Source organism: Rhizobium beringeri (genome assembly GCF_004306515.1).
Taxonomy (GTDB): Bacteria; Pseudomonadota; Alphaproteobacteria; order Rhizobiales; family Rhizobiaceae; genus Rhizobium; species Rhizobium beringeri.
Map to the genome: position 1 here is coordinate 3362527 of NZ_SILG01000001.1, position 13758 is coordinate 3376284.

Annotated in this window: 12 protein-coding genes; 6 read left to right on the forward strand and 6 right to left on the reverse strand. The window is 61.3% G+C overall.

Annotation, left to right across the window (positions count from 1 at the left end; all coding sequences use genetic code 11):
* Positions 1-2: 2 nt before the first annotated feature.
* The 4 genes from ELH03_RS16905 to ELH03_RS16925 all read right to left on the reverse strand — a co-directional run bounded on the left by ELH03_RS16905 (position 3) and on the right by ELH03_RS16925 (position 4944).
* Positions 3-917 (reverse strand): ABC transporter permease subunit, encoded by a 915-nt coding sequence (locus ELH03_RS16905; protein ID WP_128400581.1) that lies wholly within the window; start codon positions 915-917, stop codon positions 3-5.
* A 10-nt stretch (positions 918-927) separates the two neighbouring features.
* Positions 928-1812 carry a carbohydrate ABC transporter permease gene (locus ELH03_RS16910; protein WP_018446921.1) on the reverse strand — a complete coding sequence of 295 codons (885 nt, stop codon included), beginning with the start codon at positions 1810-1812 and terminating at the stop codon, positions 928-930.
* 206 nt (positions 1813-2018) lie between these two features.
* Positions 2019-3374 (reverse strand): extracellular solute-binding protein, encoded by a 1356-nt coding sequence (locus ELH03_RS16920; protein ID WP_128400583.1) that lies wholly within the window; start codon positions 3372-3374, stop codon positions 2019-2021.
* 358 nt (positions 3375-3732) lie between these two features.
* Positions 3733-4944: an ROK family transcriptional regulator gene (locus ELH03_RS16925; RefSeq protein WP_128400584.1), complete on the reverse strand. Its 1212-nt coding sequence runs from the start codon at positions 4942-4944 to the stop codon at positions 3733-3735.
* A gap of 222 nt (positions 4945-5166) precedes the next feature.
* On the opposite strand from ELH03_RS16925, the gene ELH03_RS16930 reads away from it, so the two are divergent.
* From ELH03_RS16930 to ELH03_RS16955, 6 genes are all read left to right on the forward strand, one after another.
* Entirely contained in the window at positions 5167-6405 is a 1239-nt protein-coding gene (locus tag ELH03_RS16930) for an extracellular solute-binding protein (RefSeq protein WP_018481755.1), read from the forward strand.
* A gap of 80 nt (positions 6406-6485) precedes the next feature.
* Entirely contained in the window at positions 6486-7370 is an 885-nt protein-coding gene (locus tag ELH03_RS16935; protein WP_128400585.1) for a carbohydrate ABC transporter permease, read from the forward strand.
* Complete coding sequence (locus ELH03_RS16940; RefSeq protein WP_128400586.1) at positions 7370-8215, forward strand: carbohydrate ABC transporter permease; 846 nt, start codon at positions 7370-7372, stop codon at positions 8213-8215. Before ELH03_RS16935 ends, ELH03_RS16940 begins: the two co-directional genes overlap by 1 nt.
* Positions 8212-9234, forward strand: coding sequence for an SIS domain-containing protein (locus ELH03_RS16945; protein ID WP_130766534.1), 1023 nt, complete (start codon positions 8212-8214; stop codon positions 9232-9234). Before ELH03_RS16940 ends, ELH03_RS16945 begins: the two co-directional genes overlap by 4 nt.
* Positions 9235-10164 (forward strand): PfkB family carbohydrate kinase, encoded by a 930-nt coding sequence (locus ELH03_RS16950; RefSeq protein ID WP_128400588.1) that lies wholly within the window; start codon positions 9235-9237, stop codon positions 10162-10164.
* Positions 10161-11234: an ABC transporter ATP-binding protein gene (locus tag ELH03_RS16955; RefSeq protein WP_128400589.1), complete on the forward strand. Its 1074-nt coding sequence runs from the start codon at positions 10161-10163 to the stop codon at positions 11232-11234. Before ELH03_RS16950 ends, ELH03_RS16955 begins: the two co-directional genes overlap by 4 nt.
* A gap of 129 nt (positions 11235-11363) precedes the next feature.
* On the opposite strand, the gene ELH03_RS16960 is transcribed toward ELH03_RS16955, so the two are convergent.
* Together ELH03_RS16960 and ELH03_RS16965 are read right to left on the reverse strand one after the other, a co-directional pair.
* Positions 11364-12191, reverse strand: coding sequence for a glycoside hydrolase family 16 protein (locus ELH03_RS16960; protein WP_012758759.1), 828 nt, complete (start codon positions 12189-12191; stop codon positions 11364-11366).
* Positions 12192-12241: 50 nt separating this feature from the next.
* On the reverse strand, positions 12242-13723 hold the full coding sequence (locus ELH03_RS16965) for a lipopolysaccharide biosynthesis protein (protein ID WP_128400590.1): 1482 nt from the start codon (positions 13721-13723) through the stop codon (positions 12242-12244).
* Between the last annotated feature and the right edge of the window lie 35 nt (positions 13724-13758).

Sequence of the window (13758 nt, forward strand, 5' to 3'; positions counted from 1 at the left end):
CTTCACTTCTCGGTGGAGATAAGGCCGCGTACGAACCAGCGCTGCATCAGAATGACGAGGATCAATGGCGGCGACATGATGATCAGGGTTCCGGCCATGGCGACGTTCCAGTCGGGCAGACCGAATTCGGACGGGACGAGGGTCTTGAGCTGCGTCACAGCGATGCCGAAATTCGGATCGGTGGTGATCAGCAGCGGCCAAAGATACTGGTTCCAGGCCCAGACGAACATGATGGTGAAGAGCGCGATCATGTTTGGCCGCGAAAGCGGCAGCAGAATATCCCAAAAGAACCGGACCGGGCCCGATCCGTCCATCTTCGAGGCCTCAGCAAGCTCGTCGGGAACAGTCAGGTAGAACTGCCGGTATAGGAAGGTGCCGGTTGCGGTTGCGACCAACGGCAGAACGAGACCGGGATAGGAATTCAGCAGGCCCCATTCGAGCTTGATCTGGAAGCCGGTGATCTGCGCGACGAGCCAGCTTATGCCGGTAAAGTCGAGGATCGTCTGGAAAGGTTGCAGCGCGTTGGCCGCAATCGAATAGGTCGGCACGATGCGGACTTCCAGCGGCAGCATCAGCGTGATGAAGATGATCCAGAAAATCACGTACCGGCCACGGAAGCGGAAGTAGACGATCGAGAAAGCTGCCATGGAAGACAGCATGACTTTACCGGCGCCGACCGTTGCGGCGAAGATGATGCTGTGGAACAGCTTGTTGCCGAGATCGGCGCGAACCCAGGCCGTCTCAGCGTTTTCCCAGAAATGCGAGCCCGGAGTGAGCGGCAGCGGCACGCGATTGACCGTCTCCAGATCCAGCGTCGACGCGATGATGACGATGGCGAAAGGCAAAAGCGCGATCACCATGCCGAGCGCGAGAAGCGTATAGCAGATGAAGTTGAATATCGGCGTGCGTTCGATCATGTCCGCGACCTCACTTGTAGTGCACGCGCCGCTCGATGAAGCGGAACTGGAAGATGGTGAGAAGGACGACGAGCACCATCAGGATGATGGATTGCGCTGCGGCACCCGAATAATCGAGACCTCTGAAGCCGTCGAAATAGATCTTGTAGACCATGAGCTCGGTGGCGCGCGCCGGGCCGCCCTGCGTCATGACGTCGACGATACCGAAGGAATCCTGGAAGCTCTCGGTGATGTTGATGACGAGTAGGAAGAACAGCGTCGGCGTCAGCAGGGGCAGCTGGATATCCCAGATCCGGCGCATCGGCCCCGAACCATCCATTGCGGCGGCCTCGATCAGCGAGCGCGGAATGCCTTGCAGTGCCGAGAGGAAGAAGATGAAGTTGTAGCCGATATATTTCCAGGAGAAGGCGACAATGACGGCGATCATCGCATCCTTGCCGTCGAGTGCGGGATTCCAGAGGCCGGGCCAGACGTGGTTGATAACCGACAGAAGGCCGGCTTCCGGCGCCAGGATGAAGCGGAAGGCGAGGCCAAGAGCGGGAGCGGCAATTGCGTAAGGCCAGATGAAGACGGACCGGTAGACTTTGTGGCCGCGCAGTTCACGATCTGTCAAAAGCGCCAGGATGAGCGCCAGCCCCATGGCAATGGCCGTCGAGCTGAAGCCAAAGATCATGCTGCGGGTGATCGAATCCCAATAGATTGGATCGGTGAGCAGCTGTCTGAAATTGTCGAAACCGACCCAGGCATTGCCGCCGCCCCATGGCTGCTCGAGCGTGAACGCCCAATAGAGCGCCTGCGCACTCGGCCAATAGAAGAAGACGAAGATCAGCAACAGCATCGGAAATGCGAAGAGCAGTCCGATCGTCGTTGAGGAGAAAGTGACGCGCTTTTCCATGAGTGGTCGTTTTCGTCCTGGTTTGGCTTAAAGCATGTCGCGCAAAAGTGTGCAGCGGTTTTGCGGTAACGACATGCGTCGAGATATAGATCTAAAGCGCGAGCGGCGCGCTTTAGCGGCAAGTTCGCATCCGCGGCCGACTGAAAAACTTACAAAGACGCACCCGGCGCGCGAAACGCGGGCCGGGTGCGGCTCATATCAAGCGATCAGGGGAGCTGAACGTTCTTGTAGGTCTGCTGGAAGCGACGCAGCAGCGTATTGCCGCGTTCGGCAGCGCCGTCGAGTGAAGCCTGGACATCGGCATTGTTGACGAAGATTGCCTGCAGACCATTGGCGATTTCGGTGCGGACCTGCAGCAGGCCACCGAGACGGATGCCGTGCGGAGCCGCGTCGCCAGCCGGGGAAGCGGTCAGGCTCTGAATGGCGAGTTCGCGGCCAGCATAAGGAGCCTTGTCGTAGAAGCCCTGCTTCTTCAGATATTCGAAGCCGGAGTTACGAACCGGGATGTAGCCGGTAACGGTCGACCAGGTAAGTGCTTCTTCCGGCTTTGCGATGAAGTTGAAGAAGGCAGCGGCAGCCTTGTATTCAGCGTCGGAATGACCCTTCAGAACCCAGAGCGAAGCGCCGCCGACGTAAGAGCTGTGGCGGGTTGCGTCGCCGTAGGTCGGGAGCATGGAAACGCCCCAGTTCATGCCCTGCTTGGCGGTGCGGCTAACATTGCCGTGGTCGCCGACCGAGGTCAGGATGACCTGGCAATCGCCAGCGGCAAAGGCCTCGACGAAGGTCTGGCCGACAGCCTTGTTCTTGATGACGGCAAGCTTGTTGTCGTACCAGGACTTGAGGTCCTTGACGTAGCTGACGAGAAGCGGGTTCTTGTTGAACACCAGCTCGCCGTCGAGACCTTCAAAGCCGTTCTTCTTCGTGGCGATTGCCTCGCCGTTTACGGCTTCGAACTGCTCGATATACTGCCAAACTTCGTTGTTGGAGATGTCAAAGCCGAGCGGGCAAGCATAGCCTGCATCCTTCAGAGCCTTGAGGTCCTCGCCTGCTTCCTTCCAGGTCGCCGGAGCATGGTCCTTGCCGATCTTGGCGAAGGCGTCCTTGTTCCAGTAGAGCAGAGCGGTCGAGGAGTTGAAGGGGAAGGAGTACATCTCACCCTTCGAGGTCGCGTAGTAGCCGGAGATACCGGAGAAATAATCGTTCCAGTCGACGGTGTAGCCCATGTCGGCCATCAGCTTGTTGGCCGGGTAGTAGGCGCCGGAAAGCATGATGTCGAGCGTGCCGGCGTCGGAGACCTGGGCGATGGTCGGCTGCTTGCCGGCGCGGAAGGCAGCGATGGTGTTCTGCAGGGACGCATCATAGCTGCCCTGGCTGGTGCAGACGACTTCGTAGTCGGCCTGCGACTGGTTGAAGCGATCGCACTGCTCCTGGACACGCTTTGCAATGTCACCGGAATTGCCGAACCAGAAGTCGATCTTGGTCTTATCGGCGGCGGCAGCGGGACCAGCAAGAAACGCTGTAGCGAGAAGGGCGCCAACGGCGCCGAGAAGCTTGGCTTGCATGAGAACCTCGAACGTAAAAGGGACGCGCACTTTCAGCGCACGCCCTATTAGCTGGTTCAAATTGCGTCTACCAATGAAGATTACATGACATGAAATGATCGAAACCTAGTTGTCACAAAACCTTCATACAATTGTTATTCGCCAATCTCGGGGAAATATTTATAGAAATTTCGCCGATTGCTTCAGCACGCGGTCAATAAATTACACCTATATTCGAAACAATGGATTCTTAGGGGATATTTAATATTTATTTATATTATGACGGAGTGCCGTTATTCACCTGCTCCGCTGCAACGAAACTTGCAAAACCACTGACATTTTTGCCGATGCACTGGTGTGCAACCTGAGGATTTAAGCCTCAGGATTGAAGGGAATCCTTCAGGATCGCAGCAAAACGTGGATCGAATGCACGGCTGATCGGTCCGGCGGCAGCACCAAGCGCCACCGACCAGGGATCGGCCATGCCGGGCTGCAGGCGCGGCAGCGTCCGGCCACGACGCTCGGCGATCGAGGGCAGCAACGGGCCGATTGCCACAATCAACCTGTTCACCAGCGCTTCCGGCGCGCTGCCGCAGAGGATCACCGTCTGCGGATCGAACAGCGTCTCAAGGAGATGGATGCTCCAGCGCAGATCCACTGCTGCCGCCTCGACCCAGGCGTGGATGCTTTGATCGCCTCTCAAGGCGAGATCGTTGATCCGTGCATAAAGGCCAGGATCGGCGGGATCGATCGACAGATGCTGGTAGAGCGAGGCGAGCGAGGCGCGATGTTCGAGCGGCGTCGATTTGCCGTCGGCAAACAGCAGTGCCATGCCGATCTCGCCGGCGTTGCCGTTGGTGCCGCGGTAAAGCTCGCCGTTCAGAATGAGGCCGGCGCCGATGCCATAACCGACGAAGAGGCAGACGGCATGGTCGAGGCCATGGGCGGCTCCCACCATGCGCTCGGCGGTCGCCGCCGCCGCCGCATCGTTTTGCAGGCCGACATCGAGCCCGGTGCCGGCAGTCAGCGTTTCCAACAACGGAAATTTCTGCCAGGTCTCCATCATCCACGGATCGTCGCCGCTGCCGGCAACCCCGAAGGGCCCTGGCATGGCGGCGCCGAGACCAACCAGCCGCTTTTCCGACTGCTGGACGATCCCGGCAAGTTTTGACCGCACGCCGGCGACGAGATCGAGGATGACCTTCGTCCCGTTCGACGGACCGCCTGGTGGGAGGCCGGCCTCATCACGCACGAGAACGCTGCCGACGAGATCGACGGCAACCGCCCGCGTCACATGCCGGTCGATCTGCAGGCCGATCGCAAAAGCGCCCTCTGGCACTAGGCCGTAGGGTGTCGACGGCTGGCCCCTGCCCCTCCTCACCGCCTCCTGCGAACTGACGAGACCGTCGCGCTCGAGTTCCTCGATGATATTCGACACCGTCTGTTTGGTCAGCCGCGTCGCCCGTGCCAGATCGGCGCGTGAAAGCGCACCGTTGATCCTCAGGGCATCGATCATCACGCGCCGATTATGCGCGCTGGTGCCTTCGTGATTGGTGCCGCTCTTGGCCCGGATCGGGCGGCTGTCATTCATGTGCAATTCCCTCTTGACTCCAATAGAATGTTGAAGAAGTAATAAGTCAAGACACTTGACTTAATAAGGAACCGGAGAGTTCCAGGGAACGCAGGAGCCCACAAGGCGCTCCGACGACGCTCCGAGACGACGAACCGGCACGTTTTCGCGCGTGCCTTCTCGAACACCGATGGCGGAGGACCGCCCTCGGCAATGCGTAAATGTCAAAAACTGGAGGCTGCAATGCTGAAATCCTTTAACAAGACGCTTCTGGGTGCGGCCTTGATCGGCGCATCCCTTGCGCCGCACGCTTTCGCCGAAACGACGCTGAACGCGCTTTTCATGGCGCAGGCCGCCTATAGCGAGGCCGATGTGCGCGCCATGACCGACGCCTTCGCCAAGGCGAACCCCGATATCAAGGTCAATCTCGAATTCGTTCCCTATGAAGGCCTGCACGACAAGACGGTGCTGGCGCAAGGTTCCGGCGGCGGCTACGACGTCGTCCTCTTCGACGTCATCTGGCCGGCCGAATATGCCACCAACAAGGTGCTGGTCGACGTCTCCTCTCGCGTCACCGACGAGATGAAGAAAGGCGTGCTGCCGGGCGCCTGGACCACTGTGCAATATGATAGCAAATATTACGGCATGCCGTGGATCCTCGACACCAAATACCTGTTCTACAATAAGGAAATCCTCGAAAAGGCCGGCATCAAGACCCCGCCCAAGACTTGGGACGAGCTAACCGAACAGGCAAAGACGATCAAGGACAAGGGCCTGCTCGCCACGCCGATCGCCTGGAGCTGGTCGCAGGCCGAAGCCGCGATCTGCGACTACACCACGCTCGTCAGCGCATATGGCGGCGATTTCCTGAAGGACGGCAAGCCGGCCTTCCAGACCGGCGGCGGCCTCGATGCACTGAAATACATGGTCTCCAGCTATTCGTCCGGCCTGACCAATCCGAATTCCAAGGAATTCCTGGAAGAGGACGTCCGCAAGGTCTTCGAAAACGGCGATGCCGCCTTCGCGCTGAACTGGACCTACATGTACAACATGGCCAACGATCCGAAAGACAGCAAGGTCGCAGGCAAGGTCGGCGTCGTGCCGGCGCCGGGTGTTGCCGGCAAGAGCGAGGCTTCGGCCGTCAACGGCTCGATGGGCCTCGGCATCACCTCGGCCAGCAAGCATCCTGATGAGGCCTGGAAATACATCACCTTCATGACCTCGCAGGCGACACAGAATGCCTATGCCAAGCTCAGCCTGCCGATCTGGGCGTCCTCCTATGAGGATCCGGCCGTCACCAAGGGCCAGGAAGAGCTGATCTCCGCCGCCAAGATCGGCCTTGCGGCCATGTATCCGCGTCCGACGACGCCGAAATATCAGGAGCTTTCGACCGCGCTGCAACAGGCGATCCAGGAATCACTGCTCGGCCAGTCCTCTCCCGAGGACGCGCTGAAGTCGGCGGCCGACAATAGCGGCCTCTGAGCAAAGCACGAAACCCCGGGCGGCGCCCGCCGTCGCCCGCTTCGATCTCGATAACCTATGAATGAAGAAGGGTCGCCTTGATGTCGAGCACTTGGCTGACAACCCGCGCGTGGCTTTTGATGCTACCGCTTCTCGTGGTCATGATATCAGTCATCGGCTGGCCTCTGATCGATACCGTCGGCCTCTCCTTCACCGATGCCAAGCTCGTCGGCACTGAAGGAAACTTCGTCGGCATCGACAATTACGCGAAGATGATCTCAGGCTCGAATTTCCAGCGCACGCTGATCACCACCGCATGGTTCGCGATCATCTCGGTCGCCGCCGAAATGGTGATCGGTGTTCTGGCAGCCCTGCTGCTGAACCAGCAGTTTCGCGGCCGCACCGCGCTGCGCGCCCTGATGATCCTGCCCTGGGCACTGCCGACCGTCGTCAACGCCACGCTCTGGCGGTTGATCTACAATCCGGAATACGGGGCGCTGAACGCCGCGCTGACTCAACTCGGACTGCTGGAGGCTTACCGCTCCTGGCTCGGCGAACCGGGCACGGCGCTGGCGGCCCTCATCGTCGCCGACTGCTGGAAGAATTTCCCGCTGGTGGCGCTGATTGCGCTGGCCGCACTCCAGGCCGTGCCGCGCGACATCACAGCCGCCTCGCTGGTCGACGGCGCCGGCGCTTTCGCCCGCTTCCGCTTCGTCATCCTGCCCTATCTCGCCGGCCCGCTGATGGTGGCCCTGGTGCTGCGCACGATCGAAGCCTTCAAGGTCTTCGACATCATCTGGGTCATGACCCGCGGCGGCCCGGCCAACAGCACGCGCACGCTGTCGATCCTGGTCTATCAGGAAGCCTTCTCCTTCCAGCGGGCAGGTTCGGGCGCATCGTTGGCATTGATCGTCACGCTGCTGGTGACGCTGCTTGCTGCCGGCTACGCCGCTCTGGTGCGCAAGACCGCCGGGAGTGCGGCCTGATGGAACGCCAGAGCCCGCTCTTTTCTGTCTTCATTCATCTCTGCGCGCTGCTGCTTGCCGCCGTCATCCTGGCGCCGATTCTGTGGCTGTTCATCATGAGCATCTCGCCAGCCGCCGACCTTGCCGCAAAGCCGCTGCGCTGGTGGCCGCAGACGGCGGATTTCTCTCGCTACGGCGTATTGCTCTCGACGATCGAAAACAGCTCCGGCGCCGCCTTCACCTCGTCGCTGCGCAACAGCATCGAGGTGGCGGGCATGGCGACGATCGCCGCCATCGCGCTCGCCATTCCGGCCGGCTGGGCTGTGTCGCGCACACCTTCGGTCGGCTGGTCGCTATCGATGGTGATCGCCACCTACATGTTGCCGCCGGTGGCGCTCGCCGTGCCGCTCTATATGGGCCTCTCCCATCTCGGATTGCTGAACAACGTCTTCGGCCTCGCCCTCGTCTATCTGACAATTCTCGCGCCCTTCACCACCTGGTTGATGAAATCGGGCTTCGATTCCATCCCGCGCGAGATCGAATCCGCGGCGATGATCGACGGCGCCGGCCTGTTTCAGACACTGCGGATCATCACGCTGCCGCTCGCCGCCCCCGTGATGGCAACGTCGAGCCTCTTTGCCTTCCTGCTTGCCTGGGATGAATTCTTCTATGCGCTGCTTTTCACCTCGGACCAGCGCGCCAAGACGCTGACCGTCGCCATCGCCGATCTCGCCGGCGGCCGCGTTTCCGATTACGGACTGATCGCGACGGCAGGCGTGCTCGCCGCCCTGCCCCCGGTGCTGATCGGTCTTGTCATGCAACGCGCCCTGATTTCGGGGCTCACCAGTGGCGGCGTCAAGGGATGAACATGACAGCAGAAAGACCCCGGCCGGCCGGACTTGCCGCGATCGATCGCGAAATGACCCGCCAGCATGCCGATGCGATCGCCTCCTATGAAGCGGCCCAGCCGATGGCCACGAGGGCCGCCGCTTCGCTGAAGCGGACCGGGCGGCTGTTGCTCATCGGCATGGGCGGTTCGCATGCCGTCAACCGCGCCGTCGAGCCGCTCTATCGTGCCCTCGGCATTGATACCGTCGCCTTGCCGCTGTCCGAGCAGCTCGGCCAGCCGCTGCCGATCGCCGGTAGGACGATCTTCGTCACCTCGCAATCCGGCGAAAGCGCCGAGGTCGTGCGCTGGTTCAACGAAACCGGCGGCACCGAGGAGACCTTCGGCCTGACCCTCGAAGGCAGCTCCTTCCTCGCAAGAACTGCCCCGTCGCTGGTCGGCACCGGCGGCACAGAGCTTGCCTTCGCCGCGACCCGGAGCCTGACGGTAACCTTCGCCCTGCATCTGGCAACCCTCGCCGCCCTCGGCGAAGATCCAAACGCCGCGATTGCCGCCCTCAAAGCGCCGGAAGACCATGACATCGCCGCCGCGCTCACCGCGCTCGAAAATGCCGCGACCATCGTTACGTCAGGCCGCCGGCTGCAGGGTATCGCCGAGGCGCTGGCGCTCGGATTGACGGAACTGTCGCGCCGTCCCTGCTTCTCGCTCGAAGGCGGCCAGCTCCGCCACGGGCCGATGGAAATGCTGGGGCCGGAGATCGGCGTCGTGCTGTTCCGCGGCTTCGACGAGACGGCCGGCCTGGTGACCGCAATGGCGACATCCGCCGTCGAGACCGGCGCCCCCGTCATCCTGTTCGACGCCTCGGACGAAGCGCCGGTCGCCGGCACGGTGACGATCCGCTTTGCCCCGGCAACCGGTCTTGCCTCGATCTTCGCCATGCTGCCGGTCGCCCAGCGGCTGATGATCGCCTTTGCTGACGCCCGCGTGGAGAATGCCGGAACGCCGGTCCGCTCCACCAAGATCACCCGGAGCGAATGAATGCGGCCGCTTGCAGTCATCGGCAACGTCAACATCGACCTGATCCTTGGACCGGCCGCCCCCTGGCCAAAGGCCGGGACGGAAATCATCGTCGATCATGACGAGTTACGGGTTGGCGGAGCCGCCGGCAACAGCGCGCTCGCCTGGCAAGCGCTTGGCGTCGAATTCGAGATCGCCGCCAATATCGGCAGTGACCAGTTCGGCCGCTGGCTGAGCGAAGCCTTCGGCCACCGTTCCGACAAGTGGCCGGTACGTCCTGAGAAAACGACGCTCTCCGTCGGCATCACCCATCCGGACGGCGAGCGCACCTTCTTCACGACAAAAGGCCACCTGCCGCGCTTCAGCCTGGCAGATGTCTTCGCCGTCATCGAGGGTGCTGGGCTGCAGGGCGGCTACGCCCTTCTCTGCGGCTCGTTCCTGACCGATGACCTGACAGCGGATTATGACGCCTTCTTCGACTGGGCCGACAGCCATGGCATCACCGTCGCGCTCGATACCGGCTGGCCGCTCGACGGCTGGACAGACGAGAATTGCGCAGCGACACGCGCATGGCTCTCCCGCAGCGGTATCGCGCTGCTGAACGAGGTCGAATCGACGACACTTGCCGGCATTGCCGATCCGGTCGAGGCGGCCCGTCACATCAGGTCGCATATGCCGGAGGGTGCGATCATCGTCGTCAAGCGCGGCCCGGACGGCGCTCTCGCGATCGGGCCGGACGGCCTGTTGGTTTCGGTGACGGCACCCGTTGTCGAGGTCGTCGATACGATCGGCGCCGGCGATGTCTTCAACGCCGCCTTCCTTGCGGCGCTCGCAAGCGATGAGCCGCTGATTTCTTGCCTGGAGGCGGGAACCGCGGTCGCCTCGCGCGCCATATCCACCCTTCCCCGCAACTATGGCGGCCCGTCATCTCCCGAGGAGCCTGTGCGATGAGCGCGCTCGAAATTCAGAACATCCGCAAGACCTATGGCGACGTCGAGACGCTGAAAGGCATCGACATCTCACTGGAAAGCGGCGAATTCCTGGTGCTACTCGGCTCCTCCGGCTGCGGCAAGTCCACCCTGCTGAACATCATCGCCGGCCTTGCCGAGGCGACGAGCGGCGATGTCAGGATCGGCGGCCGCTCGGTGCTCAGCGTGCATCCGAAGGACCGCGATATCGCCATGGTCTTTCAATCCTACGCGCTCTATCCCAATCTGACGGTGCACCGGAACATCGGCTTCGGCCTGGAAATGCGCAAGGTGCCGGCGCCGGAGCGCGACAGGGCCGTGCGCGACGCCGCAAAGCTCCTGCAGATCGAAAACCTCCTCGACCGCAAGCCGAGCCAACTTTCCGGCGGCCAGCGCCAGCGCGTCGCGATCGGCCGTGCGCTGGTGCGCAAGCCGGAGGTATTCCTTTTCGACGAGCCGCTCTCCAACCTTGACGCCAAACTGCGCATGGAGATGCGCACCGAGATCAAGCGGCTGCATCAGATGCTGAAGACCACGGTCGTCTATGTCACCCATGACCAGATCGAGGCGATGACGCTTGCAAGCCGCATCGCCGTCATGCGCGACGGCCGCATCGAGCAGCTGGGCACGCCGGAGGAGATCTACAACCATCCGGCAACGCTCTATGTCGCGACCTTCGTCGGCGCGCCGCCGATGAACCTGCTGAAGGCGACGGCGCGGGACGGCCGCCTGGCGCTTTCAGGCTCCGATGCGACCCTGCCTCTGCCTGCCCGTTTCCGCGAGACGGCCGGCAATGGCCGCGACCTTATCCTCGGCATTCGTCCCGAGGCGCTTCGCACAGACGGCGCCGGCCCGTCCATCGAGGCAACCCTTGAAGTCGCAGAGCTGACCGGCCCGGAACTCGTCGTCACCGCCCTTGCCGGAAATCAGCGCCTGATGGCCTGCCTGCCGCCCCGCACGCCAATCCGCGACAATGAAAAGCTCACCCTCTTTTTCGACGAGGAAGCAATGCATCTCTTCGACCCGCAAACCGGCCTCAGCTGCGGCCGCTAGAGCATGTCGCGCAAAAGTGTGCAGCGGTTTTGCGACAACGACATGCGTAAAACAAGGACCTAAAGCGCGAGGAGCGAATCTCAAAGATCGCGACGCGCTTTAGCGACGGAACGGCTATCCCCCGGCTGTTCAATTTGCCGCGTCGGTGGGCTTGCGCTGGTAGACGTGAATATAGTCGACAAGCAGGATGGAAGGATTGGGCGTTTCATCGATCGGCCAACCCGAGCCGAGTGCCAAGTTCACCAGCGGATAGAATGGCATGTGGAACTCCTTCGGCGTGTCGAAGCTCCAGATGAACTGACGGTCGAGGTAGAAGCTCGTCTTGTCAGCTTGGATATCGACGCCGTAGGTGTGATATTCGCTGTTCAGAATTCCGTCCTGGACGGTTTGCCAATGGCCACCGGTGGTATTCTGGCCACCCTGGCTCTGACGCCAGATATGAAAGCCCATGCTGAATTCGTAGGGCGCGCGCCCATAATATTCCAGGACGTCGATCTCGGCGGTGTATTTCGACCGGTCGAGCCCGATGAGCCAGAAGGCTGGCCAGACTCCCTTGCCCGGCGGCAGCTTCATCCGTGCTTCGAAATAACCGAATTGCTGCGAGAATCCTTCGCCTTTCGGGTTCACCGACGACAACAGGCCCGAGCGCCAGGTTCCATCGGCCTCCTTGCGCGCTTCGATCTTCAGAATTCCCTGATCGGTGGTAAACGGAAAGCCGGGGGCCGGATCGGTGAAACGGGCATCACCGAAATCGCCGTTCCAGGGCGTATGGGCGATCCAGCGGGAGCTTCTCTCTCCCCAGGCCGAGACGTCGAGACTGTCGAAACTCTCCTCGAACGTTAGCTGATACGCATTGATATTGAGTGGTTGCTGAGCCACGCTGGGCTGGCCGGGCAACGCCCCCAGACCGAGAACGATGAGCAAACCCAGAGCCTTAGAAGATATCCCGTAACGCATTCTGCTCCTCCGAAAACGCCAAACCAATCGTTGGACTACACTTGTCTCGATCAAAAGGTGAGAACTCCGTTTCGTCGCGGCATGAGCCTTTGGACGACGATGGTCTCGATACCGTCGGGCCTTCCGACAACCTGCCACAGCAGCAGCGCGAAGGCCCAGAAGATCGCTACTGCCGCCCCGCCGCAAAGCGCCAGGCTGACGACAAGGTTGAACCCGACAGGCATGGCGGAGAGCATCGGCTCGATCCACAGCAGCAAAGCGATCATCGGCAAGCTCGCGGCCAGAGGCCGTAAAAAGGCATACAACTGAGCGGCAAACGTCGCGCCGATCAGCTGCCGCGTAATGATGAGCGATGCGGCATAGGCGACAAGCACCGCCACGATCCGCGCGCCCAATGCTCCGGCTACCTGAAAATAGACAATGCCCACGATGGTGACCGGAACCCTGACGGCGAACTCGGCAAACATCCGGAGAGCGAGATAGCGGGTTTTGTTCAGGACCATAGCCAATGGCGGCATCATGTTCGTGGGAAGACCGAGCAGACTGACGATGCACAGCCATTGCAGAATCGGCGCCGCGGATGCCCATTTCTCGCCGACGATAATCCGCACGGCCGGCTCGGCAAGAAAAGCCAGCGCGATGAGGATGGGCGCTGCCACGAAGGTGATCGCGTTCGTCGCCTTCAGATAGGCAGCGATCAGATTACGACGGTCATCGACGATCGAGAATGCCGCCATCAGCGGGCGCAATAATGGCCCGACGAAGGTCTGGTATGGAATAGCGGCGATATTGTCGGCGACGCTGAAGGCGCCGAACGTCGACAAGCCGGTAAAGCGCGGCAAAAGCAGCCGGTCCAGTTGCCAGTTGATCGAACTCAACACCTGCGAGACGGTGTTCCAGCTGATCATGTCCTGAAAGTGCTTCCATTCGGAAAGGCTGAACCTCGGTCGCATCGGCGCAAAGACATAGGAGGTGATCGCCGCTGCGGTCGGGCCTGCAACCGCGCCGATCGCCAGTCCCCAATAGCTGCCGGTCGCGACCGCCACCCCGACACCGAATAGCAGCGTCGACCCCTTGGTGATGAGATCGAGTGCGAACTCGCGCTTGAAATCGAACCGCTGCATGAACAGCACCATGCGTGGGCTGATCACACTGCGCATGGCAGGCGCGATGGAGAGCACGGCGACTAGAGAGAAAAGCCGGGAATCGTCATAGATCAGAGCCATCGGCCAGGAGATGATCATCATCAGCGTGCTGATGGCCACGCCTCGAAGCAGGCTGAGGGTAAGGGCCGTGGCAAACATATCGTCCGAAGGCGACGGCTGACGCATCAAGGCCTGCGTCAGCGGCAGGTCCAAAATTGTCTCGACGATGACCAGAACCGAGGTCGCGATGGCAACGAGGCCGAAATCCGCTGGGCTCAAAAGCCTTGCGAGGATCAGGAGGCTGACGAAATCGAGCAGTCGCGCCAGGAATTTTCCGCTGATGGTCCAGATACTCGCCGTCGCCGTCCTCTGGGATACGCTTGACATGATCTATCTTCTATTCCTCGTCGGCGGATTGAGAC

Bases quoted from the DNA above. Each gene is read 5' to 3' on its own strand.
- ELH03_RS16950 (WP_128400588.1), top strand. From the start codon at position 9,235: ATGCGGCCGCTTGCAGTCATCGGCAACGTCAACATCGACCTGATCCTT.
- ELH03_RS16905 (WP_128400581.1), bottom strand. From the start codon at position 917: ATGATCGAACGCACGCCGATATTCAACTTCATCTGCTATACGCTTCTC.
- ELH03_RS16945 (WP_130766534.1), top strand. From the start codon at position 8,212: ATGAACATGACAGCAGAAAGACCCCGGCCGGCCGGACTTGCCGCGATC.
- ELH03_RS16925 (WP_128400584.1), bottom strand. From the start codon at position 4,944: ATGAATGACAGCCGCCCGATCCGGGCCAAGAGCGGCACCAATCACGAA.
- ELH03_RS16960 (WP_012758759.1), bottom strand. From the start codon at position 12,191: ATGCGTTACGGGATATCTTCTAAGGCTCTGGGTTTGCTCATCGTTCTC.
- ELH03_RS16930 (WP_018481755.1), top strand. From the start codon at position 5,167: ATGCTGAAATCCTTTAACAAGACGCTTCTGGGTGCGGCCTTGATCGGC.
- ELH03_RS16910 (WP_018446921.1), bottom strand. From the start codon at position 1,812: ATGGAAAAGCGCGTCACTTTCTCCTCAACGACGATCGGACTGCTCTTC.
- ELH03_RS16955 (WP_128400589.1), top strand. From the start codon at position 10,161: ATGAGCGCGCTCGAAATTCAGAACATCCGCAAGACCTATGGCGACGTC.
- ELH03_RS16965 (WP_128400590.1), bottom strand. From the start codon at position 13,723: ATGTCAAGCGTATCCCAGAGGACGGCGACGGCGAGTATCTGGACCATC.
- ELH03_RS16935 (WP_128400585.1), top strand. From the start codon at position 6,486: ATGTCGAGCACTTGGCTGACAACCCGCGCGTGGCTTTTGATGCTACCG.
- ELH03_RS16940 (WP_128400586.1), top strand. From the start codon at position 7,370: ATGGAACGCCAGAGCCCGCTCTTTTCTGTCTTCATTCATCTCTGCGCG.
- ELH03_RS16920 (WP_128400583.1), bottom strand. From the start codon at position 3,374: ATGCAAGCCAAGCTTCTCGGCGCCGTTGGCGCCCTTCTCGCTACAGCG.